At 61.1% G+C, this 21,512-nt stretch carries 26 protein-coding genes; 15 read left to right on the forward strand and 11 right to left on the reverse strand.

The genetic code is table 11. From position 1 onward, the window contains the following. Positions 1-134: 134 nt before the first annotated feature. From ACEN8Q_RS03135 to ACEN8Q_RS03145, 3 genes are all read left to right on the forward strand, one after another. Positions 135-1,745, forward strand: a complete 1,611-nt coding sequence (locus ACEN8Q_RS03135; protein WP_413704485.1) for a GMC family oxidoreductase — start codon at positions 135-137, stop codon at positions 1,743-1,745. Positions 1,746-1,859: 114 nt separating this feature from the next. After that, positions 1,860-2,267 (forward strand): response regulator, encoded by a 408-nt coding sequence (locus tag ACEN8Q_RS03140; protein ID WP_413428076.1) that lies wholly within the window; start codon positions 1,860-1,862, stop codon positions 2,265-2,267. 58 nt (positions 2,268-2,325) lie between these two features. Next, the gene (locus tag ACEN8Q_RS03145) at positions 2,326-2,988 is read left to right on the forward strand and encodes an HAD-IA family hydrolase (protein ID WP_413704486.1); all 663 of its coding nucleotides are present in this window, start codon (positions 2,326-2,328) and stop codon (positions 2,986-2,988) included. Positions 2,989-3,109: 121 nt separating this feature from the next. Here the strand turns inward: ACEN8Q_RS03145 and ACEN8Q_RS03150 are convergent, their stop codons facing one another. Both ACEN8Q_RS03150 and ACEN8Q_RS03155 read right to left on the reverse strand, forming a co-directional pair. Next, on the reverse strand, positions 3,110-3,769 hold the full coding sequence (locus ACEN8Q_RS03150; protein ID WP_413704487.1) for a methyltransferase family protein: 660 nt from the start codon (positions 3,767-3,769) through the stop codon (positions 3,110-3,112). Positions 3,770-3,906: 137 nt separating this feature from the next. Then, the gene (locus ACEN8Q_RS03155) at positions 3,907-4,842 is read right to left on the reverse strand and encodes a GlxA family transcriptional regulator (protein WP_413428079.1); all 936 of its coding nucleotides are present in this window, start codon (positions 4,840-4,842) and stop codon (positions 3,907-3,909) included. Between the two features lie 124 nt (positions 4,843-4,966). On the opposite strand from ACEN8Q_RS03155, the gene ACEN8Q_RS03160 reads away from it, so the two are divergent. Both ACEN8Q_RS03160 and ACEN8Q_RS03165 read left to right on the forward strand, forming a co-directional pair. Continuing rightward, entirely contained in the window at positions 4,967-5,758 is a 792-nt protein-coding gene (locus ACEN8Q_RS03160; protein WP_413704488.1) for an SDR family NAD(P)-dependent oxidoreductase, read from the forward strand. Between the two features lie 102 nt (positions 5,759-5,860). Beyond that, positions 5,861-6,793, forward strand: a complete 933-nt coding sequence (locus ACEN8Q_RS03165) for a pyridoxal-phosphate dependent enzyme (RefSeq protein ID WP_413704489.1) — start codon at positions 5,861-5,863, stop codon at positions 6,791-6,793. A 53-nt stretch (positions 6,794-6,846) separates the two neighbouring features. Here ACEN8Q_RS03165 and ACEN8Q_RS03170 read toward each other — a convergent pair whose 3' ends face one another. Then, positions 6,847-7,167 (reverse strand): DUF2388 domain-containing protein, encoded by a 321-nt coding sequence (locus ACEN8Q_RS03170; RefSeq protein WP_413428082.1) that lies wholly within the window; start codon positions 7,165-7,167, stop codon positions 6,847-6,849. A gap of 193 nt (positions 7,168-7,360) precedes the next feature. On the opposite strand from ACEN8Q_RS03170, the gene ACEN8Q_RS03175 reads away from it, so the two are divergent. Both ACEN8Q_RS03175 and ACEN8Q_RS03180 read left to right on the forward strand, forming a co-directional pair. Continuing rightward, positions 7,361-8,470 (forward strand): NAD(P)/FAD-dependent oxidoreductase, encoded by a 1,110-nt coding sequence (locus ACEN8Q_RS03175; protein WP_413704490.1) that lies wholly within the window; start codon positions 7,361-7,363, stop codon positions 8,468-8,470. Positions 8,471-8,542: 72 nt separating this feature from the next. Then, on the forward strand, positions 8,543-9,139 hold the full coding sequence (locus tag ACEN8Q_RS03180; RefSeq protein ID WP_413428084.1) for a DinB family protein: 597 nt from the start codon (positions 8,543-8,545) through the stop codon (positions 9,137-9,139). Here the strand turns inward: ACEN8Q_RS03180 and ACEN8Q_RS03185 are convergent. Together ACEN8Q_RS03185 and ACEN8Q_RS03190 are read right to left on the reverse strand one after the other, a co-directional pair. Continuing rightward, positions 9,060-9,980 (reverse strand): LysR substrate-binding domain-containing protein, encoded by a 921-nt coding sequence (locus ACEN8Q_RS03185; RefSeq protein ID WP_413428085.1) that lies wholly within the window; start codon positions 9,978-9,980, stop codon positions 9,060-9,062. The genes ACEN8Q_RS03180 and ACEN8Q_RS03185 overlap by 80 nt on opposite strands. 110 nt (positions 9,981-10,090) lie before the next feature. After that, a complete protein-coding gene (locus tag ACEN8Q_RS03190; RefSeq protein WP_413704491.1) occupies positions 10,091-11,038 on the reverse strand; it encodes a LysR substrate-binding domain-containing protein in 948 nt (315 codons plus the stop codon). 116 nt (positions 11,039-11,154) lie between these two features. Here ACEN8Q_RS03190 and ACEN8Q_RS03195 point away from each other — a divergent pair, with 116 nt between their 5' ends. Genes ACEN8Q_RS03195 through ACEN8Q_RS03205 form a run of 3 tightly spaced genes read left to right on the forward strand, consistent with a single transcriptional unit; the run spans position 11,155 to position 13,408 of the window. Continuing rightward, entirely contained in the window at positions 11,155-12,171 is a 1,017-nt protein-coding gene (locus ACEN8Q_RS03195) for an aldo/keto reductase (protein WP_413428087.1), read from the forward strand. 2 nt (positions 12,172-12,173) lie between these two features. Next, on the forward strand, positions 12,174-12,971 hold the full coding sequence (locus tag ACEN8Q_RS03200; protein ID WP_413428088.1) for an SDR family NAD(P)-dependent oxidoreductase: 798 nt from the start codon (positions 12,174-12,176) through the stop codon (positions 12,969-12,971). A 26-nt stretch (positions 12,972-12,997) separates the two neighbouring features. Further along, positions 12,998-13,408, forward strand: a complete 411-nt coding sequence (locus tag ACEN8Q_RS03205) for an SRPBCC family protein (protein ID WP_413428089.1) — start codon at positions 12,998-13,000, stop codon at positions 13,406-13,408. Positions 13,409-13,558: 150 nt separating this feature from the next. Here the strand turns inward: ACEN8Q_RS03205 and ACEN8Q_RS03210 are convergent, their stop codons facing one another. The 3 genes from ACEN8Q_RS03210 to ACEN8Q_RS03220 all read right to left on the reverse strand — a co-directional run bounded on the left by ACEN8Q_RS03210 (position 13,559) and on the right by ACEN8Q_RS03220 (position 16,427). Further along, positions 13,559-14,962: a sensor histidine kinase gene (locus ACEN8Q_RS03210; protein WP_413704492.1), complete on the reverse strand. Its 1,404-nt coding sequence runs from the start codon at positions 14,960-14,962 to the stop codon at positions 13,559-13,561. Beyond that, positions 14,940-15,623, reverse strand: a complete 684-nt coding sequence (locus ACEN8Q_RS03215) for a response regulator transcription factor (RefSeq protein WP_413704493.1) — start codon at positions 15,621-15,623, stop codon at positions 14,940-14,942. The genes ACEN8Q_RS03210 and ACEN8Q_RS03215 overlap by 23 nt, the downstream gene beginning before the upstream one ends. Before the next feature lie 198 nt (positions 15,624-15,821). Continuing rightward, entirely contained in the window at positions 15,822-16,427 is a 606-nt protein-coding gene (locus tag ACEN8Q_RS03220; RefSeq protein ID WP_413704494.1) for a glutathione S-transferase N-terminal domain-containing protein, read from the reverse strand. Positions 16,428-16,797: 370 nt separating this feature from the next. Here ACEN8Q_RS03220 and ACEN8Q_RS03225 point away from each other — a divergent pair, with 370 nt between their 5' ends. The 3 genes from ACEN8Q_RS03225 to ACEN8Q_RS03235 all read left to right on the forward strand — a co-directional run bounded on the left by ACEN8Q_RS03225 (position 16,798) and on the right by ACEN8Q_RS03235 (position 19,373). Continuing rightward, a complete protein-coding gene (locus ACEN8Q_RS03225) occupies positions 16,798-17,202 on the forward strand; it encodes a TraR/DksA family transcriptional regulator (protein ID WP_007935965.1) in 405 nt (134 codons plus the stop codon). 617 nt (positions 17,203-17,819) lie between these two features. Further along, the gene (locus ACEN8Q_RS03230; RefSeq protein ID WP_413705466.1) at positions 17,820-19,043 is read left to right on the forward strand and encodes a methyl-accepting chemotaxis protein; all 1,224 of its coding nucleotides are present in this window, start codon (positions 17,820-17,822) and stop codon (positions 19,041-19,043) included. A gap of 126 nt (positions 19,044-19,169) precedes the next feature. Next, positions 19,170-19,373, forward strand: coding sequence for a hypothetical protein (locus ACEN8Q_RS03235; protein ID WP_322616633.1), 204 nt, complete (start codon positions 19,170-19,172; stop codon positions 19,371-19,373). Between the two features lie 5 nt (positions 19,374-19,378). On the opposite strand, the gene ACEN8Q_RS03240 is transcribed toward ACEN8Q_RS03235, so the two are convergent. The 3 genes from ACEN8Q_RS03240 to ACEN8Q_RS03250 form a co-directional block, all read right to left on the reverse strand. Continuing rightward, positions 19,379-19,615, reverse strand: a complete 237-nt coding sequence (locus ACEN8Q_RS03240) for a DUF2789 domain-containing protein (RefSeq protein ID WP_413428393.1) — start codon at positions 19,613-19,615, stop codon at positions 19,379-19,381. A 132-nt stretch (positions 19,616-19,747) separates the two neighbouring features. Beyond that, positions 19,748-19,978: a hypothetical protein gene (locus ACEN8Q_RS03245; protein ID WP_413428403.1), complete on the reverse strand. Its 231-nt coding sequence runs from the start codon at positions 19,976-19,978 to the stop codon at positions 19,748-19,750. Between the two features lie 160 nt (positions 19,979-20,138). Next, positions 20,139-20,387, reverse strand: a complete 249-nt coding sequence (locus tag ACEN8Q_RS03250; RefSeq protein WP_413428394.1) for a hypothetical protein — start codon at positions 20,385-20,387, stop codon at positions 20,139-20,141. A gap of 434 nt (positions 20,388-20,821) precedes the next feature. On the opposite strand from ACEN8Q_RS03250, the gene ACEN8Q_RS03255 reads away from it, so the two are divergent. Next, entirely contained in the window at positions 20,822-21,271 is a 450-nt protein-coding gene (locus ACEN8Q_RS03255; RefSeq protein ID WP_413428404.1) for a hypothetical protein, read from the forward strand. Then, positions 21,271-21,474 (forward strand): hypothetical protein, encoded by a 204-nt coding sequence (locus tag ACEN8Q_RS03260; protein WP_413704495.1) that lies wholly within the window; start codon positions 21,271-21,273, stop codon positions 21,472-21,474. The genes ACEN8Q_RS03255 and ACEN8Q_RS03260 overlap by 1 nt, the downstream gene beginning before the upstream one ends. Positions 21,475-21,512 lie beyond the last annotated feature (38 nt).

A 21,512-nucleotide genomic window follows, 5' to 3' on the forward strand; every position in this document is an offset into this window, starting at 1 on the left:
CGCGATGAATCCGAGAACGCCGCGGGGTGTCAGGTGCGCCGCGTAATCGTTGACCACCATCGCGAGCAAGCTCGCTCCTACAGGGCTCTACCCATTCCGGCTTTTTTGAACAACGACTTACGCGGTAACCGTGCATGACATACGACTACATCATCGCTGGCGCCGGCGCTGCAGGCTGCGTTCTGGCCAATCGCCTCTCGGCTTCCGGGAAATACACGGTGCTGCTGCTGGAAGCCGGCGGGAAAGACTCGTCCTTCTGGTTCAAGATCCCGGTCGGCTTCGCCAAAATGTATTACAACCCGACCTTCAACTGGATGTACTACAGCCGTCCGCAAAAGCAGTTGAACAACCGCGAGATCTACGCCCCGCGCGGCAAGGTGCAGGGTGGTTCGGGCTCGATCAACGCGATGGTCTACGTGCGTGGCCAGGCCCATGACTTCGATGACTGGGCGGCCAACGGCAACGACGGTTGGGGTTTCAAGGACGTGCTGCCGTACTTCCGCAAGCTGGAGAACCACCCGCTGGGTGACAGCGACTACCACGGCGGCAGCGGCCCGATCAGCATCACGCCGATGAAGGGCCAGACCCATCCGATCTGCGATGTGTTCCTCAAGGGTTGCGATGAACTGGGCTACCCCATCAGCGACGACTTCAACGGGCCGAAATTCGAAGGTGCGGGCATCTACGACGTCAACACCCGCGACGGCCAGCGCTGCTCCAGCAGCTTCGCCCATTTGCACCCGGCATTGATCCGGCCGAACCTGACGGTCGAGCATTTCGCCCTGGTGGACCGGGTACTGTTCGACGACCGGCAGCGCGCTACCGGGGTCTCCATCAGCCAGCATGGCGTGGTGCGTACCTTCATCGCCAACAAGGAAGTGATCCTGTGCGCCGGTGCCGTGGACACGCCGAAGATCCTGCAACTGTCCGGCGTGGCCGATCAGGCGCTGCTGGCCAGGCACAACATCCCGATGGTCAAGCACCTGCCGGCGGTGGGGCAGAACCTGCAGGATCACCTGTGCGCCAGTTACTACTACAAGGCCAACATTCCGACGCTGAACGACCAGCTCGGTTCGCTGTTCGGCCAGTTAAAGCTGGGCCTGAAGTACCTGTTGACCCGCAAGGGCGCGCTGGCGATGAGCGTGAACCAGGCCGGCGGGTTCTTCCGTGGCGACGAGCAGCAGAGCAACCCGAATTTGCAGTTGTACTTCAACCCGCTGTCGTACCAGATCCCGAAAAACAACAAGGCCAGCCTCAAGCCCGAGCCGTACTCAGGCTTCCTGCTGTGCTTCAACCCGTGCCGGCCGACCAGTCGCGGGCACATCGAAATCGCTTCGAAAAACCCGCGGGATGCGGCACTGATCGACCCGAATTACCTGAGTACCCAGAAAGACATCGACGAGGTGATCCAGGGCAGCCGCCTGATGCGCAAGATCATGCAGGCACCTGCGCTCAAGGGCATCACCGTCGAAGAGGTGTTGCCGGGACCGGTGGTCGAAACCGACGAGCAGATGTTGCAGTACTTCCGCGAAAACAGTGGCTCGATCTACCACTTGTGCGGTTCCTGCGCCATGGGCTCGGATGAGCGGAAATCGGTGGTGGACAAGCGTCTCAAGGTCCACGGGCTGGACGGTTTGCGCATCGTCGATGCGTCGATTTTCCCCAACGTGACGTCGGGCAATACCCACGCCGCCGTGCTGATGGTGGCGGAGAAGGGGGCCGACCTGATCCTGCAGGACGCTTGATGCCGGTCACCTGGCTGCATTAAAAATGAATTTCCGCCGAGTCCGCAGCTCTACCTTTTAGGTAGCGGATTAGAGCCCGCGAATTCATAGAGGCAATCAGGGAGCGGCACGGTCATGAGTCGAGCATCGACGGCGGGTGGAGATCTTCCTGGCGGGTTGATCCTGGTGGTCGAGGACGACCCGCTGATCCTCGAGTTTCTGTGTGAAATTCTTCAGGAGGAAGGTTTTGTCGTCGAGCCGCAAATCAGTGCCGACGCGGCAGTGATCTATCTGGAACAGCATGCGCCGCAGGTGCACATGCTGCTGACAGACATCAGCATGCCCGGCACGCTCAATGGCGCGGACCTGGCCAACCAGTTCGGCGATCGCTGGCCGGACAAGCCGATCATGATCATGTCCGGTTTCGAAACCCCTGAAAGCTCAGGCGTGCGGCACACGGTCTCTTTCATCAAGAAGCCCTGGATGATCGGCGGGTTGCTCGATTGTGTGGGCGATACTTTCAAATCCAGGCGAATCAACTGACCCGTGCAGATGCTACATTGCCTGGCAAATCCGTCTGGCGCCTGCGAGGTTCTTTTCCTTGGCTGATCACTCTGTTTTCAACTCGACTTACCGTGCCTTTCTGTTCGACATGGACGGCACCGTCCTGACGTCCATTGCCGCCGCCGAGCGGGTCTGGACAACCTGGGCCGTGCGCCATGGCGTCGATGTCGACAGCTTCCTGCCGACCATTCACGGTGTCCGCGCCATCGACACCATCAGCCGTCTGGGGTTGTCCGGGATGGATGCCGAAGCGGAAGCGGCGTGGATTACCGAAGCGGAAATCGAGGATGTCGACGGGGTTTTGGAAGTGGCCGGCGCGGCGAAGTTCCTGCGGTCTTTGCCAGCCAAACAGTGGGCCATCGTCACTTCCGCCCCGCGGCAACTGGCGTTGCGGCGGATGGCGGCGGCGGGGATTCCGGAGCCTGAGGTGATGGTGACTGCCGAGGACGTCACGGCCGGCAAACCCGACCCTGCGGGGTACAGGCTCGCGGCCCGGCGCCTGGATGTCGAGCCCGCACAGTGTCTGGTTTTTGAGGACGCCACGGTGGGGATTCTGGCGGCCGAGGCGGCGGGGGCGGACGTGATGATTGTCACTGCGACCCATGAGCAGCCGATCAAGACCTTGCATGCGACGGTGGCAAGTTATGAATCGGTGCGGGTTCTGGTGGATGCCGCCGGTCTGCGCCTGCACGCCGTCTAATGTGGGAGCGGGCTTGCTCGCGAAAGCGGTCCCTCATTCAACAAACATGTCGACTGAAAGGACGCTTTCGTCGGAACGCCGCGCGGAGCAAGCCCGCTCCCACAGGGGATCAGTGTTCCAGTCAGTAAAGTCCGGGAACCAGCCGCCAGGAGCGGGCGCAATAGGCCTCGTATTCGCTGCCGAACTGCGCCTTCAGCAGGGCCTCTTCCGAATGAATCCGGGCTATCAGCGGGATCAAGGTCAACGCCGCCAGCAACAGACCGACGCCCGAGCGAAACGCCAGCGCCCAGCCCACGGCGATGACCATCATCCCCAGGTAACTGGGGTTGCGCAGGTTGCGGTAAATGCCGTCGGTGACCAGTCGATGCCCCGGTTGAATGGCCACCAATCCGCTGAAGCGCTTGCCCAGCACGAATACGGGCCACAACCGCAGCGCGCCGCCCACGATGAACAGCAGCGCCCCGAGCCAGCGCACGCCTTCTCCACCGAAAGTCCAGAAGTCGATGCGGTCGGTATAGGCCGGCAGAAAGCCGCTCAGCACACCGATCACGCCGAAAGCCGGGAGGACCCAGCGATTGGCCCGGTCTTCGCGTTCTCCCGAACTCAGGTTGACTTCGCTGAACAGTGATACGACGGCCATGATCAGGGTGGCCAAGGCAACGACGACCAGTGAACCGTGACTGAAATAAGCCGCGAAACCACCCAGTCCCCAGATCGCCAGGCCAAGGTAGGCGAGGGTGCTGACGACGGCGAAAAACGCCAGTCTGGCGGAGATTTTCATAAGTGCCTCACACGCGAAAGTGCCTCCTTTTATTGTAGGAGCTGCGGTGCGGCGCTCCGACTTGCCAGCGATGGCGTTTGAGCACTCGACACAGGCTTCAGAGGCAATCGCCGGCAAGCCGGCGCCTACACAAACATCTACGCTCTCGCGTTGCGCCGAATCACCTGTGGCGGCTGCCCGAACACCCGCAGGAACGTTTCGCGCATGCGGCGGCGGTCAGTGAACCCGGTTTCCAGGGCGATCTGGTCGAGGGTCAGGCGTCCGCGTTCAAGCATCTGTCGCGCTGCTTCCAGACGCAGGTTCTCGATGGCCTTGGCCGGCGATTGCCCGGTTTCGGCGCGAAATGCCCGGCTGAATTGCCGGGGGCTGAGGTTGGCCACTTGCGCCAGTTGCTCCACCGACAGGGGCTGGGCGAGGTGTTCCCGGGCGTAGCCGAGCACGGTTTGAATACGATCGGATTTCGGCGCCAGCTCCAGCAGCGCCGAGTGCTGCGACTGGCCTCCGGCGCGACGGTGGTACATCACCAGTTTTTGCGCCACGGCCCGGGCCAGCTCGGCGCCGTGGTCCTTTTCCACCATGGCCAGGGCGAGGTCGATGCCCGCCGTCATGCCGGCGGAGGTCCAGATCGAACCGTCGATCACATAGATGCGATCGGCCTCGACCTTGATCGCCGGAAACCGCGCCTGCAGTTCCCGGGAGTAGGCCCAGTGGGTGGTTGCCCGCCGTCCGTCGAGCAAACCGGCCTGGGCCATGACGAACGCTCCGGAGCAGATCGACGCCGTACGGCGTGCCGTGTTGATACTGGCCCGCAGGTAATCCAGTACGGCCTCGGGCGCCTGTTCGATGACGCAATCGCCACCGACCACGATCACGGTGTCGTACACGCGCTCATCGAAGGGTTCGGTGCCGATGCTCAAACCGCCAGAGGCTCGCAGGTTTTCACCGTTTTCGGACAGCACGCGCACGTCATACAGCGCCTCTGCGGCACTGAAATTGGCGTACTCGAATACCGGCATGGCGGCCAGCGCCATGGACTGGAAACCCTCGAATACCACGAACGCCACGCTGATCATGGAGCTGCCCTCAAATGGTCATGTCCTGAAAACGTACTTTAAACGTCATTTGAGACAGGCGTAAGTCCCTTTATAACGGTCTGCACCCGGCGAGTCTCTCGCCTTACCGTAGAGGAATTGCACCATGGCGCTCTCATCCAAAGGTACTGCACTGATCACCGGCGCTTCTTCGGGGATTGGCGCGGTGTATGCCGATCGCCTTGCCCGGCAGGGTTACGATCTGATTCTGGTGGCCCGCAGCCGGGCCAGGCTCAATACCCTGGCCAATCATTTGAGCGACCAGACCGGACGCACCGTGGAAGTGGTTGCCGCCGACCTGAAGAACAAGGCGGATTCGCTGCGGGTCGAACAGATTCTGCGCAGCGACGCCAGCATCACCCTGTTGGTCAACAACGCCGGGGTCGGTGCCGTCAATTCGCTGCTTGCAAGTCCCGTGGACGACATGGAAGCGATGATCAACCTCAACGTGACCGCGTTGATGCGCCTGGCTTATGCCGTGGTACCGGGCTTCGTAGCCCGGGGCACCGGCACCGTGATCAACATTGCCTCGATCGTGGCCATCGCCCCGGAAACGCTCAATGGCGTATACGGCGCCACCAAGGCGTTCGTGTTGGGCCTGAGTCAATCGATGCAGCACGAACTGGCTGACAAAGGTGTACGCATTCAGGCTGTGTTGCCGGGAGCGACTGCCACCGACTTCTGGAACGTGGCCGGCAACCCGGTGGAAAATTTGCCGAAGGAAATCGTCATGTCCGCCGAAGACATGGTCGATGCCGCGCTCGTCGGCCTGGCGGCAGGCGAAGTGGTGACCATTCCTGGCCTGCACGACGGCAGCCAGTGGGACCGCCACGAAGCCCAGCGCAAGACCCTGTCCGGGTTGTTCCACAACACCGCGCCGGCGCCGCGCTATCGCTGAGACGGTCACCTCGAGGCCGGGTGAACTAAGCTTGGGAGAGAGGACCGTTCACCACCGGCTCGCGCAAGCTCGTCGAGCCGGTGGCGTGTAACAGGAGCCCATATGCTTCACATCCGAACGCCTTTGATCCTGCACCCTGGCCTGTCGACCCCGACCCGCCGTATCTGGCTGAAACTGGAAAACCTGCAACCTGGCGGCTCGTTCAAAATACGCGGCATTGGCTTGCTGTGCAGCCGGGCGGCGCAGCAGGGCAAGCGCAAGGTGGTCTGTCCCTCCGGCGGTAACGCGGGACTGGCCACGGCCATGGCTGCCGCATGCCTGGGGCTCAAGGCATGCATCGTGGTGCCGCACACCACCCCGCAAAGCACCCGGGAGCGGATCAGCAATACCGGTGCCGAGGTGATCGTGCACGGCAAGGTCTGGGACGAAGCCAATCAACGTGCACGGGAACTTGCCCAGGACCCGCGCAGTGAATTCGTGCCGGCCTTCGACCACCCGGTGTTGTGGGAAGGGCACAGCACCATGGTCGATGAAATCCTTGAAGACTGCCCGCCAGTGGATGTGCTGGTGACATCGGTGGGCGGCGGTGGCTTGCTGGCGGGGCTGCTCACCGGCCTGATCCGTCATCGGCGCACCGATTGCCGCATCGTTGCCTGCGAAACCGAAGGCGCGGCGTCGTTCGCCGCGGCGGTGGCGGCCGGGCACCCGGTCAGACTGCCGAAAATCGACACTGTCGCCACGTCTCTGGGCGCCGCACAAGTGGCCACCTGGCCGGTCAAGCACATCGGCGAATTCCCCCATGAGTGCGTGGTGCTCAGTGATGATGAGGCGATCATGGGCGTGGTGCGTTACGCCAATGACTTGCGTCAGTTGGTCGAGCCGGCATGCGGCGTTTCATTGGCGATTGCCTACCTGGATCACCCGGCGATTGCCGACGCCAATGACGTGGTGATCGTGGTGTGCGGGGGGGTGAGTATCAACGCGCAACTGGTGGCCGGGTGGGCACGCTTGTCCGCTGCCACGCACGCCAGGTAGGGCCGTAAACGCTATCCCGGTGTCACAAGCCCCACTACTGGCGATGACGATCTTCAGTGATCGGTGGCAACGCCATCCTGGACGAGAATGGCGCGGGCCAGGTCTTCGTCGCTTGCGTTGTTGAGGGCAGGATTGTCCTGACGGATCTTTTTCAACACCGCCTCCAGATAGGCACCACGAATCGCACCGCCGCTGGCGACGAAGCTGGAGGCGTCATCCCGGGCGGGAATCACGAGTTTGTCGTCTTTGAACGTCGAGTACAGCGAGGCGGAAACCCCGGCCGAGGTGGCGACATCTTCAGCATCGACTTTGGCCAGAGCGGAACCTGCGGGTAAACAAAGTAACAGGGAAGAAATGATAAACAAACGGCGCATGACGGTGTCCTCCGACAGCATGAAGCATAAGGGAAGTACCACATAATTTAGGATGCGCGGCGGTCCCCGAGAGTTCCCCGGCATTGCCGACTCTGCGCATGGACCAGTGATTTCATGGCCTTGCCGCTGGCGATTTTCTCCAGCCTGATCGACTATCCGCAGCGAGGAACGGGGCAAGAGGGAGGCAGGGCCGTTGAACGTCGATATTCAAAGCGTGGTGATCGGGGCTGGTGTCGTCGGGTTGGCGGTGGCCAGGGCCCTGGCCATGAGCGGGCGGGACGTGCTGGTGGTCGAAGCGGGTGAGGGCATCGGCACGGGTATCAGTTCGCGTAACTCCGAAGTGATTCATGCCGGCATCTATTACCCGGGCGGTAGCCTCAAAGCGCAGTTGTGCGTGGAGGGCAAGCAGCGTCTCTACGCTTATTGCGACGGGCACGCTGTTGATTACCGGCGCGTGGGCAAGCTGATCGTCGCCATCGATGAGCAACAGCGCTCGGCTTTGCAGCGTCTGTTGGAGCAGGGGCGTCTTAATGGCGTCGATGACCTGCAATGGCTGGAGGGTGCACAGGTCCGGGAGCTTGAACCGGCGTTGTCCTGCGTCGCGGCACTGTGGTCGCCCTCTACCGGTATCGTCGATTCCCACGGGCTGATGCTTGCGCTTCAGGGCGATGCACAGACGTTCGGAGCGACGCTGGCCTTGCGCACGCCGCTGCTGTCTGCCCGTTGCACCGAACAGGGCTTCGAGCTGCACATGGGCGGCATTCAACCCATGACGCTGGGCTGCCGCGAGTTGATCAATTGCGCGGGGCTGTCCGCTCCCGAGGTGGCGAGCAGCATCGTCGGTCTACCGGCGCAGTTCATTCCCCGGGCGCATTTGTGCAAGGGCAGTTATTTCAGTTTCAGCGGCCGGGCGCCGTTTCGCCATCTGGTGTATCCGGCCCCGGAGAACGCTGGACTGGGCGTGCACATGACGCTCGACCTGGGCGGGCAGGCGCGCTTCGGGCCGGATGTCGAATGGGTCGAACGCATTGATTACCGCGTCGACCCCCGGCGGGCCGAAGGGTTCTATCAGGCGATCCGCCGTTATTGGCCGGGGTTGCCAGACAACAGCCTGCAACCGGCCTACAGCGGCATTCGCCCGAAAATCAGCGGGCCGACCGAGCCGGCCGCCGATTTTCTCATCAGCGGATGCGCCGAACACGGCGTGCCGGGGCTGGTGAGTCTGTTCGGCATCGAATCACCGGGGCTGACCAGTTGCCTGGCGCTCGCCGAGCGCGTGGTGGCACTCCTGGACGACCGATGATCAGTGCCGGCGCTGCCTTGCGAGCATCGGGTCTATGCTAGGGAGTGCGCTTACTGCCATCGGAGAATTCTGATGATCACCGTACGCACTGCCTGTCTGCTGGCCGATTACAAACGCTGGGCCAATCAGCGCCTGTTTGACAGCCTTGCGGCGCTCCCTCCAGGCGAAGTCAAAAAAGAACGGGTGTCGGTGTTCAAGAACATGATCGGTACCCTCAATCATGTCTATGTGGTGGATTGCATCTGGCGGGCGCACCTTGAAGGCCGGGGGCATAACTTCAAGACTTCACACGATCTGCTGCATGCCGACCTGTCCGAACTGCGCATGGCGCAAAAAGAGATCGATCACTGGTATTGCGACTGGAGCGCCCGGCAAACCGATGCGTCCCTGGACAGACCTGTGGAGTTCACCTTTGTCTCGGGCGAAAGCGGCGTCATGAGCGCCGGCGCGATGCTGATGCACGTGGTCAACCACGCCAGCTATCACCGTGGCTGGGTGGTGCAGATGTACTTCGAGATCCCGGCCATGCCACCGGTCACCGACATGCCGGTGTACCTGCGCGAATCTGAACCGGTGGTCCTGCAGTCGATCAATGCCCCGACAGTGGCGCCGCCATGTGCTGTACAATTTTCGAGCGCAACCAGCGTTCTGCCGGATCGTTATCGTTGACCCCGTTCCAGACCATCGACAGTTCGGACAGGTTGATATCAAACGGTGCATCGTCCGCCCGTAACTGGCTGCTGCCTTCGATCAACGCACTGGCCGCGTAGTCCGGCACGGTGGCGAGCAAGTCAGTACCCGCTAGCAAGGCCCGCAACCCCGCGAACTGTGGCACCGCCAGCACCACCCGGCGCGAACGGCCGATCCGTGCCAGGTCGTTGTCGATGGCGCCGCTCAGATCCCCGGAAAACGACACCAGCGCGTGGGGGCGTTCGCAGAACTCGTCCAGGGTCAACGGGCCGGGACGGTCATCGCCGCGCAGGATCTTCACACTCAAGTCGCGCAACTTCCTGCGCTTGGCGTTGGCCGGCAATTCCGTGGTGTAGCTGATGCCGACGGAGATCTCGCCGCTGGCCAGCATCGACGACATCAGCAGGAAGTTCACCCGGCGCACCACCACCACGACGTTCTGCGCCTCCTCGCGAATCTGCTTGAGCAGCGGCGGAAACAACCCGAATTCAGCGTCGTCGGACAGGCCGATGCGAAACACGTCGCGACTGGTGGAGGGCTCGAAATCCTTGGCCCGGCTGACCGCACCGGAAATGGTGTCCATCGCCGGCTGCAATTCCTTGAGAATCTGCAATGCCCTCGGGGTCGGCTCCAGGGTTCGTCCGTTGCGCACCAGCAACGGGTCGTCGAACAGATCGCGCAACTTTGCCAGCGACGCGCTGACAGCGGGCTGGCCGAGGAACAGCTTTTCCCCGGCCCGGGTCAGGTTCTTCTCGAACATCAGGGTTTCGAAAATCACCAGCAGGTTCATGTCCACGCGGCGCAGGTCGTTGCGGTTCATGCCCGGGTTCTCGGTGGGTTTTGGAGTCTTCTCAGTAAAGCACCAAACGCTGCGGAATCTGGAATTCGCTGATGACCTGTGGGAGCGGGCTTGCTCGCGAAGAGGGAGTGTCAGTCGACATCAATGTTGCCGAACACACCGCTTTCGCGAGCAAGCCCGCTCCCACAGGTGTCAGGTTCGGTGAGCATTTTGCGGAACGTCTCCACCAGCGGCCGCAGGTTGATCCGGTGCCACGCCGCCCACAATGGCGTGGTGAAGCAAATCCACGGCACCTCCCGCAGCACCACCCCCGGCGGGGCGTTGCGGCTCAGGCCTTTCTGGATCATCGCGATGCCCAGCCCCGACGCGACCAGCCCCAGTGCGGTGAAGGGTTCGGTGGCCTCCATGCGAATGTCCGGGGTGAAGCCTGCGCGGATGCAGGCGCTGACGAAGTCGTCGTGGCAACTGGCGTTCTGCCGGTGCTGCACGCCGATCCATTCCTGGTCGGCGAGGTCGGTCGGGGTCAGCACGGGCTGCAGCGCCAGCCGATGGTGCTCGGGCAGGGCCAGCAGCATCGGGTCGTCCAGCACCTGAAAACCCAGCAGGTCCGGGTCGTCATCGGTCGGTGGTTCGCTGACCAGGGCAATGTCCAGGCTGCGTTGGCGCAAGCCTTCGAGCTGTTCGGCCGAGCTGAGGTTGTACAGCGCCACGTGTACGTTCGGCCGGTCGACCCGCAGCACGCGCAAGGCATTGGGCAGCACGCCGGCGTGCATGGCGTTTTCGATGTAGCCGATGCACAAGCCGCCTTCTTCGCCGCGGCCCAGGCGCTTGCCGAGGGACTCCAGGCGATTGGCGTGGGTCAGCAGGGCGCGGGTTTCGGCGAGGAAGGTCTGGCCGTCGCGGGTTAGGCGGATGCGTTGCTGGCTGCGTTCGAACAGGGTCAGGCCCAGGCGCTCTTCGAGCTGGGCGATCTGCCGGCTCAGGGGCGACTGGGAAATGTGCAGGCGTTCGGCGGCGCGCCCGACGTGTTCTTCCTCGGCGACGGCAACGAAGTAGCGCAATTGGCGGATGTCGATCATGTCAGACCTGTAGGGACTCAAGTGCTGCGTATTATGTCTTGGACGGTCCGAACATCGCAATCTAGGATCTGCTCAACGGTCAGCAACCTGACCCCTGACACTCCAGAGGATTCATCATGAGCTTGAAAGACAAACTGCCCGGCGCGCTGGGTTTCGGCACCGCCCCTTTGGGCAACATGTTCCGCGCCATTCCCGAGGAAGAAGCGCAAGCCACCGTCCACGCGGCCTGGGATGCCGGTGTACGGTACTTCGATACTGCGCCGTTCTACGGTTCGGGCCTGTCGGAGATTCGCCTTGGCGCTGCACTGTCGCGCTACAACCGTGACGACTATGTGCTAAGCAGCAAGGTCGGCCGGGTGATTCTCGATGAAGTCGAAGACGCCGCTGCCCGTGACCTGGGCGAGAAGAGCGGGGTGTTCGAACACGGCCGCCCGAACAGGATCGTCAATGACTACAGCGCCGACGCCACCTTGCGTTCGATCGAGGACAGCCTCAAGCGGCTGCAGACCGATCGCCTGGACATCGTCTGGGTGCACGACATCGCCCAGGATTTCTATGGCGATCAATGGCTGGAGTACTTCAACCAGGCCCGTACCGGTGCCTTCAAGGTGCTGACCCGCCTGCGTGAGGAAGGTGTGATCAAGGGCTGGGGCCTTGGGGTGAACAAGGTAGAGCCCTGCGAGCTGACCCTTGATCTGAGCGAGGCGCAGCCGGACGGTTTTCTGCTGGCGGGTCGCTACACTCTTCTCGACCACGATCGCGCCTTGCAGCGCTTGATGGACGCCGCCCTGGCGCAGAACGTCGAGATCGTGGTCGGCGGTCCTTACAGTTCGGGCATTCTGGCCGGTGGTGCGCACTTCGAGTACCAGAAAGCCAGCCCGGCCATCATCCATAAAGTCGAGCAGATCAAGCGTATCGCGGCTGCCCATGGCGTTGATATCAAGGCGGCTGCTTTGCAGTTCTCGTTGGCTAACCCCGCCGTTGCGGCGGTGATTCCCGGTTCCAGCCGCCCTGGGCGGATTGTCGAAGATGTCGCCGCGCTGTCAGCGGTGATCCCAGCAGCCTTCTGGCAAGCAATGCGCGAAGCGAAACTGGTGTCCGAGCGCGCACCTTTGCCGATCATTGGAGCATGAGTATGAAAATCGATCTGACTGGAAAACTCGCCATTGTCAGCGGCAGCACCGCCGGCATTGGCCTGGGCATCAGCAAGGCGCTGGCCGAATCCGGCGCCACGGTGGTCGTGATCGGCCGCGAGACGGCCAAGGTCGAGCAGGCGGTGGCGAGCATTCGCCAGCAGGTGCCGGGTGCTCAATTGCGTGGGTTGACTGCCGATCTCGGAACGCTCGAAGGTGCGCAAAAACTGTTCGCCGCCGAGCCACGGGCCGACATCCTGGTGAACAACCTGGGGATTTACAACGCGGTTGATTTCTTTGACACCCCCGACAGCGAGTGGACGCGGTTCTATGAGATCAACGTGATCTCCGGTGTGCGCCTGTCCCGGCATTACGTGCCGGACATGGTCAAACAGGGTTGGGGGCGGGTGATTTTCCTGTCTTCGGAATCCGGGATCGCAATACCGGCCGACATGCTCAACTACGGCGTGACCAAAAGCGCCAACCTGGCGGTGTCCCATGGGCTGGCAAAGCGGCTCGCGGGCACCGGGGTGACGGTCAATGCGATCCTGCCGGGGCCGACATTGACCGACGGCGTGGAGCAGATGCTCAAGGACGCCACTGCCGAATCGGGGCGCAGCGTTCGCGAAGAAGCCGACGCCTTCGTGCGCAGCGCCCGGCCAACGTCGATCATCCAGCGGGTAGCGGATGTCGAGGAAGTGGCGAACCTGGTGGCGTACATCGCTTCGCCGCTATCCTCGGCCACCACCGGTGCTGCCTTGCGGGTCGACGGCGGTGTCGTCGACAGCCTGGCCATCTGAACCTTATTGATTGGAGAGAGCATTACATGGCAACTGCATCAGCCTTCATCGACATCCCGGCATCGGCCGAACAGGTCTGGCAATTGATCGGCGGTTTCAACTCGCTGCCGGACTGGCTGCCGTTCATTCCCAAGAGCGAACTCAGCGAAGGCGGGCGCGTGCGCAGCCTGCAAACGGCGGACGGTGCGGTGGTCATCGAACGCCTGCAAGCCTTCGACAACGCGGGCCAAACCTACAGCTACTCGATTTTGCAGGCACCTTTTCCGGCGACTGATTATCTGGCGACGATCAAGGTTCAAGCACAAGGCGAGGGCGCACGGGTGACCTGGTCCGGTCGCTTCGAACCGGTGGGTGTGAGCAATGAGGAAGTGGTGGCGTTGTTTACCGGCATCTATCAGGGTGGGCTTGAGGCGTTGCGGGCCAACTACCCGGCCTGACCGTCAAAACACCAATCCCCTGTAGGAGCGAGCCTGCTCGCGATGGACGTCAACGATAACGCGGGCTGTCTGAATCCCCGCGGTGCCCCGGCGTTTTTAGCGAGCAGGCTCGCTCCTACAGGAGGATCTGTTTTGTTCTTCAGATGAACGCTAGACCTTCGGTATCAAATTCTCCCGACAATCGAGCACCAGCCGCGCGCCGCCCAGCTCGCTGCTGCCCACCTCCAGCGTAAACCCGTGCAGGCTGACAATCGCCGCGACGATGGACAGCCCCAGCCCGAAGCCGATTTTCTGATTGCCCGCCTCGGCGCGATAGAAGCGCTGGAACACCGCTTCGCGTTCCGCCTCGGGAATGCCCGGGCCGGAGTCGAGCACTTCGATGCGCGTGTGCCCGCCGTCATTGACCCCGCGCAAGATCACCGCGCCACCGGGCGGGGTAAATTTGATCGAGTTGCTCAACAGGTTCGCCACGGCTTCGAACAGCAGTGCCCGGTCGCCATTGAGGGGTGGCAACGATGCGGGCAGGTGCAGTTGGAACACCAGGCCGTCGTCTTCCGCCAGGGGCAGATAGAACTCATGCAGTTCCTGCAGCAACGGCACCGGGTCCAGCTGCACGAAACCGGAGCGGCGCTGGCGGTCTTCCAGTTCGGAAATCCGCAACAAGCCACGGAAACGCGCCATCAACGTATCGGCCTCGGCCAGCACCAGGTCCAGTTGCATGGCCTGCGGTGAACCTTCGCCGGCTTGCTGCTGCATGCGGTAAAGCTGCGCGCGCAGGCGGGTCAGGGGCGTGCGCAGGTCATGGGCGATGTTGTCGCACACGCCCTTGACCTCGTTCATCAAGCGCTCGATGCGTTCGAGCATGGCGTTGACGATGGCGGCGAGCATATCCAGTTCGTCACGCCGATTGGACAGTGGCAAACGCCGGCTCAGGTCGCCGGCGACGATGGCTTCGGCGCTGGCCTGGATTGCGCGAATGCGGCGCAACGGCCGGCGCCGCAGCAGATACCAGCCGACGATGCCTGGCACGATGGTCAGGGTCACACCCCAGAACAGGGCGTGAAGGATGATTCGGGTCACGGCGAACAGCGAACCGTTGTCGCGCACCAGCACCAGCCAGCGGCCGTCGAGGGTGGGGGTCGCCACGGCATCGCAACTGTCGGCGGGCAGCGTCTGCTCGCCACTGTCGTCGGAGGCGTCGCAGTCGCGCAGCGTGTGGATCCTGCCATCGAGCGGCAAGCCATCCGGAATGTAGCGCAGGGCGCCGCTGAGGTAACGGTGCCGGGCATCGAACAGGCCGTAGGCGTCGATGCCGCGGATGTCGAAGGTCATGCTGACGGCGAGGGCGTCCACCAGTTGTTCGCCCGAGAAGCGCGAGAACAGGTGCTGGCGTTGCATCAGCGAATGCTTGGCCAGGTTGTCCAGGTAAGCGGAAACCTCGTAGTACATGACCCCCATGAGAATCCCGCTCCAGATCACGAACAGCGAACTGTAGAGCGCCAGCAGACGGCTGCTGGAGGAGCGCCAGCCTTTAGACGGGTTCGGCAATGACATAACCCGAGCCTCGCACGGTCCGAATCAGTGGGACATTGCCAGGCGGGTCGATCTTCTTGCGCAGACGGCCGATGTGGACGTCGATCAGGTTGGTGCCGGGGTCGAAGTGGTAACCCCAGACTTCCTCGAAAATCATCATCCGCGAGAGAATTTGTCCGGTATTGCGCATCAGGAATTCCAGCAGTTTGTATTCGGTGGGCAATAGCGTCAGCAGTTGACCGTCGCGGCTGGCTTCGTGGCTGATCAGGTTCAGCTCCAGGTCCGCTACCCGCAGTGTGGTGGCCTGGGCGGTCACGTTATTCTGCCGGCGCAGCAGGACTTCGACCCGGGCGGCCATTTCATCGGTGGCGAAGGGTTTGGTCAGGTAGTCGTCGCCTCCCGCGCGCAAGCCGCGCACGCGCTCATCGACGTCGGACAGCGCGCTGATCATCAGGATCGGCGTGGCCACGCCCATGGTCCGCAGCGTGGTGACAATCGCCAGGCCATCGAGCCCGGGCAACATGCGGTCGAGGGTAATCAGGTCATAGTTGCCGCTGACCGCACGCTCCAGCCCTTCGCGGCCATTGTCGACCCAGTCGACGTCGAGGCCGTGGCTACTCAGTTCGGCGACAATTTCCCGGGCGGTCACGGCGTCGTCTTCGATGGTTAAGATGCGGGTCATAGGGCTGGCCTGATTAAATGTTCACAACGTTGTGCGGCATTTTGCCAAGAAATGATCGCAGGCTTTCTAAATAAAAGTTCATGGGCATTCCGGGTTTCGGCCAATGCATGAAATCCTCTGAGCATGCCCGCTCGCGGCAATCCCCTTGTAGGAGCGAGCTTGCTCGCGAAAGCGGTAGGTCAGGCGAGGCGAATCCATCTATTCAATCGGCGTACTGACAAACACCTCAAGCCCCTCGGCATACTCCGTGAATGCAGCGATCCGCGGAAACTGCGCCGCACTCACCTGATCCGGCACCACCAGGTTGGTAAAGCTCCAGGCCACGGCGAGGGTAATGCCGTCCTGCTCAACCGAACCGTCTGTCTTCAGCGGCTGCTTTTCCAGCTCCCGCTCCAGCGCCGAATAGGCTGCCGTCAACTGTCCTTCGACCCGCTGCACCCAGGATTCGAATTGAATCTCCGCCGGCCGCAGGTTGCGTTCGTAGTAAAGCTGCACGGACTTTTCGCTGGCGGCCAACGCCAGGCCAATCAGGCGCAGCGCACGCAGGCGCTGCCCCGGTTCGGCAGGCATCAGGCTTTTTTTGGCCAGGGTTTCCAGATAGTCGATGATAAGCGTCGAATCCATCAACACCTCACCATCATCCAGCACCAGCGTGGGCGCCTTGACCACCGGGTTGATCTGCCGGAATTGTTCGAAGTGGCGGAACACCGAGACCGACTGATGTTCCAGCGTGATTCCCAGACATTTGGCAGAAATGGCGGCGCGCCTTACATAGGGCGAGTCGAGCATACCGATCAGCTTCATGGTCCTTTCCTTTATATGGCCATTTCGGGAGGGACAACCTTAGCTGAGGTTCGCAACCCTGCAAATGACCGTGAATAATGCCTTGTGCGAGCCGTTTGTCTTCCATATACAGCCGCTCGATTGAATTTCTTGCTATAAACGCACTCCGATTACCGCCTCAAAGCCTGCCGTAGAGCATTTTCAGGGCTTTGTCGGACAAATTCGCTGTCTTTTCAGTTGCTGAGGCCTCAAGTCGGCCTTAGACTGCCGCCCCTCGTAAATTGAGTGCCGGGTGGCGCTTGGAACAAACGGCGCCTTTCCGATGGCCTGCCAAGGTCTGCCGGAACGCTCCCTTATTCGCCTTAATGCACGTTTTTTTATAGAGATATCAATGACAAAGGACAAGTTGCTGGCCATGCCGGCGGATGACTACATGAATGCCGAGCAACATGCTTTTTTCTCCGAGCTGTTGCAGAACATGAAAGTCGAAACCCATGAGCGCATCGAACAGAACCGCATCGCCATCGAAAGCCTGGACACCCCGGCCGATCCGGCAGACGCGGCTTCGGTAGAAGAAGAGCGCACCTGGCTGGTGAACGCGATCGATCGCGACCAGCGCATGCTGCCTCAGTTGGAACAAGCGCTGGAACGCATCAAGGAAGACAGCTTCGGCTGGTGCGACGACAGCGGCGAGCCGATTGGCCTCAAGCGCCTGCTGATCAGCCCGACCACCAAGTACTGCATCGAAGCTCAGGAACGTCACGAGCAAATCGACAAGCACCAGCGTCAGGCCTGATTCTGCGAGGCAGCGCCTTTGATCCGGGCTGCCTTGAAAAGATCGCAGCCTGCGGTAACGCCTGCACATGGAAGCAGGTGCTGCCGCAGGCTGCGATCTTTGTTTTCTGCCGTCTTCGATTTCCCGGTTCTTCTATAGATCTGCTGCAACGTTCGCGACTAAAGGCTCATGGATAATGGCCTTATGGTGGCGTTTAATGCGAAGACAACAATTAGAAGCTTTCCGGGGTGACGATGATGACGAGAGACGGGTCTCTGGTTGCGGCAGTGCCTGCACCAGTGCTGTTGCCGAAAAACCGCTGGCTGGCACCGACGCTGCAAAGCATCGCCCTGATGCTGTTGTTATGTGGCATGACGCTGGGCAACTGGTCGCTCTACCTTGGCCTGCCCCTGGCCGTATTGATTATCTGGCTGCCTCGCCTGCGTTCGCGCGCGACCCCGCAGGCGGCTTCCCCCGACAACTGCGATGCCATCGGCGAGTTGACTCGCGATCTTTCCTACATGACCAGTCATAACGCGCTATCGGCTGCCGGAGTGGCGTTTTCGGTTCGGCAACTGGCGGAAAAACTGCAATCGCAGCTCTCGGCGGCGGCCCGGATCGTCAGCAACGCCGAGGTCATGATCACCACCGAACACGCCGCCTCGACGCTCAGTCGCCAGGCGTTGAGTGCCGCCAGCGAGGCTCATCAAAGTGGCGCGGTCGGGCGTACGGAACTGATCGAGTCCATTGCGCGCATGCATCAGCTCAGCCAGCGCGCCAGCAACAGCCGTGAACTGATCGAAGCCTTGAGCTTGCGCAGCGATGATATCCAGCGCGTGACCCTGGTGATTCAGTCCATCGCCAGCCAGACCAATCTGTTGGCGTTGAATGCCGCCATTGAAGCGGCGCGGGCGGGGGAACACGGTCGCGGGTTTGCCGTGGTGGCCGACGAGGTTCGTGGGCTCGCCGCGCGCACGGCGACCGCCACGGGTGAAGTCGGCGAGATGGTGGCCGATATCCAGCAACGCACGGCGCAGGTGGTGGAGCAGATCCGCCAACTGTCCAGCGACCTCGACACCGGCGTCGGGCAGGTCGAGCGGACGGGACAGCACCTGGAGAACATTGCCCGTCTGGCGGCCAGTGTCGAGTCCCAGGTCGGAGAAATCGCCCAAGGGGCAGAGACCAACCGTGAACAGCTCGACAGCCTGTTTCACGCCATCGAACAGATGCGCAGCGACCTGGCGGTCAGCGACCAGCAGACTCAACGTCTGGCCCAGGCGGCGGTGCAAATGGAAGGGCAGGCCGAAACCATCAGCGAGCGTCTTGCCGAGGTGGGGCTGGATGACTATCACCAGCGGATCTATGACCTGGCCCGGGAAGGCGCGAGCCAGATCGCAGCGCGTTTCGAGGCGGATATCGACGCCGGTCGAATCAGTCTCGACGATTTGTTCGACCGCAATTACCAGGCCATCCCCGATACCAGTCCGGCCAAGTACCAGACGCGTTTCGACCGCTACACCGATCAGGTCTTGCCAACCATCCAGGAACCGTTGTTACCGCGTCACGAAGGATTGGTGTTCGCCATCGCCTGCACCCAGCAGGGTTATGTGCCGACCCACAACCAAGCGTTCAGCCAGCCGCTGACGGGCGACGCGCAACTCGATGCCTTGCAGAACCGGACCAAACGCAAGTTCGCTGACCGCACCGGGATCCGCTGTGGCAGCCATCAGAAGGCCGTGCTGCTGCAAACCTATACCCGCGATACCGGAGAGTTGATGCACGATCTTTCGGTGCCGATCATGCTCAGGGGCCGGCATTGGGGCGGTTTGCGCTTGGGCTACAAACCGGAAAAGCCGCGCTAGACCCCCGGGCTGTCGGGCGATTGTTACACATTCTGCAACTAATCTGTGCAGGGTTTTGCTGTTTCCTCGGCGAAAGACTAATTAACATATCTATTAATTAGGTTGCTAATGAAGTTCGGGGGCAGCATGCAAGGCAAAGTTGATGTCGCGGTCATGATCGGCAGCGGAGTACCTGCCAATCTGCGCTCCATGGGACGCAAGGTGTGCTGGGTGGTGTTGCTCAATGGCGAGCGCCGGGGTACGGCGTTCTCCAGTCGCGACGAGGCGGAAGAGTGCAGGGCTGCCTGGTTGGCGCAATTGAACGCCGAAAGACCTGGCAGCCTGCATTGAGGCTGTCAGTGCGTCTGGTGCATGCGCAGGTTCAGGTCGTCGACCACCCGCGCCCAGTCTGCGTCTTCGCGTAATTGTTCCTTGAGGAAGCCGGCCTGTTGCGGTGACCAGAACTCGGCGTCAATGAGTTTCTTGTTGTCAGGCAGGGTATGGCCGGCAATGAAGTCGTCGATCGCTTTCTGGCTGGAGTCCAGGCCGAGCTGGTCGAACAGGCCTTTCAAGTCGTGTGTCGGTGATTCCATCTTCATCTCCTTGCGGGTCGTCAGTCGGGTCGAGGGGCGAGGCGCGGTACCCTGGCTTCAAGGGCGCCGCACGGGTGGAGTTCGATCACGATATTCAAGCGCAACAGTGAGCATAGACCGCCAACCCGAGAATCAGGCTTTCAGTGCACCCGCATCTACCGCCGCCTTCAGTTCCATGGCCGATTCCTGGGCCGCAATGGCGGCGACATCCGGGGTTTTGAACCAGCGATCCTTTTCGACCTGATGATACGTCACGGTCTTTAGCGGTGGTTTGGCACGCATGACAATCACAGCCTGGAATTCGCCGTCGATTTCTCTGGCTTCACCCCGGATAAAAAACTCGCCGATATCAAATTCCGTCACGTTGCAGACTTCCCCTGGAAATACATTGTTGTTGTCAACGTAACCCGATTTTTCCGGATCCGTTTTATTGGGCGGGCAGTATGGCAGCAGTTGCCCGTCGACGGCTGAGATAAGTCGACGGGCAGACCAAACGTCTATGGAAAGGAGCGCGGAGGGCATGTCAACTGTGTGATTCCAGAAGCCGGGCGAGGGCGCAGGCTTCGTTGTGATTGGCTCGGAAACCTCTTACACAGCCTGTAGAAATTTCCTTGATATGAAAGAAGGCAATGCCCGCCATCACCACCTGAAATCTTGGGCGGGCCGGGACATCGGGAAGCGGCTCATGGCGGCGGAACCGTACCGGGGGCGAGTTCGGCGCGGTTTTCGAGTCAGGTACCAAGGGATAGGCAAAGTGGGTCAGCGTGCACATATGAAGTCCTTTTCATTGTTTTACCGACGTATGTACGTCGTTTTGGCTAGTCTCCAAGAGCATCGCTGCTCTAGAATCACCCTCACTGGTGGGTGAATGATGTTTATCTAAAGCAATTTTTTGCGCACGATATGTAGGAAAAGATTTTTTCTTGATGAGATTTTTCCCCGAAGTTGATAGTCCATAATTTTCTGGCAGCAGGAAGGGTGTTTTCCTTCAACCTGTGACGAACGCCAGCCAGGACGATGCGAGTGACGTTTCAGTAGTCTTCTCAAGCTTCGTGATGAATGAGTGCACTACTCATTCAGGACATCAATCCGGGTTCTTTGGCTACACCTTCGGCATTGCCGCTTTTTTGGCTGTGCGTTTATTTTTCGCGCACGGCACCATTTTTCAGATGTGGGGATGTTTCCTTGGCAGTAAGTAATCTCGATATGCATGCGTTGTTCGTGCTGGGCGATTTGCGCGCAAAGCTGGTCAAGCAGTTTCAGTCACGTTTCGTTTACATCACCGAACAGAACGCTGAAGGCATCTACATTGCCGAAATCGACACCGAATCAGCCCTGGTGGTGGACGACAAGCCCGGACTCAAACTCAAGGTCGGCGATCATTTCAGCGCTTCGGTGCTGCCCAGTCGCGAAGGCGGCAAGCTGGACATAAGGTTCCGCGACATCAAGCTGACGGTTTACGGAATTGGCGATTACGCCTTCGTGACCACGGCTGACGGTCAGGGGATCGTGTTCAAGGAAGGGCACAGCGTGGTGACGGTGTTTGCCGCCCATCAACAGTTGCAGGAAGGCCTGACCAAGACCCTGAAAGCTGTGACCGCCAAAGCGGCCAAGTGGCGCAAGGGCGAGCTGGTGACCTTCAAGGCCAGCGAGTGATGACCCAGGCCCGCGCCGATTTCCACGAGCAGAACCTGGCCAGCGCGCAAGACGACGCGCGGCGGCTGTTCGGGCAGAAGACCATTCTGCAGGGAGCCTGGCTGAATTGGGTGGCGTCACAGCTTTACCAGCTGCAACCGGCGCAATACGCCAGCATGGTCAGGCGAGAGCTGATGCGTTTGCAGGAAATTTCCGAAAACTGATCCACGCACCTCGAAAGCGGGAACCTCTACTACAGTCA

The organism is Pseudomonas sp. Pseusp16 (assembly GCF_047324915.1).
GTDB classification, from domain to species: domain Bacteria; phylum Pseudomonadota; class Gammaproteobacteria; order Pseudomonadales; family Pseudomonadaceae; genus Aquipseudomonas; species Aquipseudomonas fluorescens_CD.

Coding starts and splice junctions, on each gene's coding strand:
- ACEN8Q_RS03135 (WP_413704485.1), top strand. CDS start 135: ATGACATACGACTACATCATCGCTGGCGCCGGCGCTGCAGGCTGCGTT.
- ACEN8Q_RS03140 (WP_413428076.1), top strand. CDS start 1,860: ATGAGTCGAGCATCGACGGCGGGTGGAGATCTTCCTGGCGGGTTGATC.
- ACEN8Q_RS03150 (WP_413704487.1), bottom strand. CDS start 3,769: ATGAAAATCTCCGCCAGACTGGCGTTTTTCGCCGTCGTCAGCACCCTC.
- ACEN8Q_RS03155 (WP_413428079.1), bottom strand. CDS start 4,842: ATGATCAGCGTGGCGTTCGTGGTATTCGAGGGTTTCCAGTCCATGGCG.
- ACEN8Q_RS03160 (WP_413704488.1), top strand. CDS start 4,967: ATGGCGCTCTCATCCAAAGGTACTGCACTGATCACCGGCGCTTCTTCG.
- ACEN8Q_RS03165 (WP_413704489.1), top strand. CDS start 5,861: ATGCTTCACATCCGAACGCCTTTGATCCTGCACCCTGGCCTGTCGACC.
- ACEN8Q_RS03170 (WP_413428082.1), bottom strand. CDS start 7,167: ATGCGCCGTTTGTTTATCATTTCTTCCCTGTTACTTTGTTTACCCGCA.
- ACEN8Q_RS03180 (WP_413428084.1), top strand. CDS start 8,543: ATGATCACCGTACGCACTGCCTGTCTGCTGGCCGATTACAAACGCTGG.
- ACEN8Q_RS03185 (WP_413428085.1), bottom strand. CDS start 9,980: ATGAACCGCAACGACCTGCGCCGCGTGGACATGAACCTGCTGGTGATT.
- ACEN8Q_RS03190 (WP_413704491.1), bottom strand. CDS start 11,038: ATGATCGACATCCGCCAATTGCGCTACTTCGTTGCCGTCGCCGAGGAA.
- ACEN8Q_RS03195 (WP_413428087.1), top strand. CDS start 11,155: ATGAGCTTGAAAGACAAACTGCCCGGCGCGCTGGGTTTCGGCACCGCC.
- ACEN8Q_RS03200 (WP_413428088.1), top strand. CDS start 12,174: ATGAAAATCGATCTGACTGGAAAACTCGCCATTGTCAGCGGCAGCACC.
- ACEN8Q_RS03205 (WP_413428089.1), top strand. CDS start 12,998: ATGGCAACTGCATCAGCCTTCATCGACATCCCGGCATCGGCCGAACAG.
- ACEN8Q_RS03210 (WP_413704492.1), bottom strand. CDS start 14,962: ATGTCATTGCCGAACCCGTCTAAAGGCTGGCGCTCCTCCAGCAGCCGT.
- ACEN8Q_RS03215 (WP_413704493.1), bottom strand. CDS start 15,623: ATGACCCGCATCTTAACCATCGAAGACGACGCCGTGACCGCCCGGGAA.
- ACEN8Q_RS03220 (WP_413704494.1), bottom strand. CDS start 16,427: ATGAAGCTGATCGGTATGCTCGACTCGCCCTATGTAAGGCGCGCCGCC.
- ACEN8Q_RS03225 (WP_007935965.1), top strand. CDS start 16,798: ATGACAAAGGACAAGTTGCTGGCCATGCCGGCGGATGACTACATGAAT.
- ACEN8Q_RS03230 (WP_413705466.1), top strand. CDS start 17,820: ATGATCACCACCGAACACGCCGCCTCGACGCTCAGTCGCCAGGCGTTG.
- ACEN8Q_RS03235 (WP_322616633.1), top strand. CDS start 19,170: ATGCAAGGCAAAGTTGATGTCGCGGTCATGATCGGCAGCGGAGTACCT.
- ACEN8Q_RS03240 (WP_413428393.1), bottom strand. CDS start 19,615: ATGGAATCACCGACACACGACTTGAAAGGCCTGTTCGACCAGCTCGGC.
- ACEN8Q_RS03250 (WP_413428394.1), bottom strand. CDS start 20,387: ATGTGCACGCTGACCCACTTTGCCTATCCCTTGGTACCTGACTCGAAA.
- ACEN8Q_RS03255 (WP_413428404.1), top strand. CDS start 20,822: ATGCATGCGTTGTTCGTGCTGGGCGATTTGCGCGCAAAGCTGGTCAAG.
- ACEN8Q_RS03260 (WP_413704495.1), top strand. CDS start 21,271: ATGACCCAGGCCCGCGCCGATTTCCACGAGCAGAACCTGGCCAGCGCG.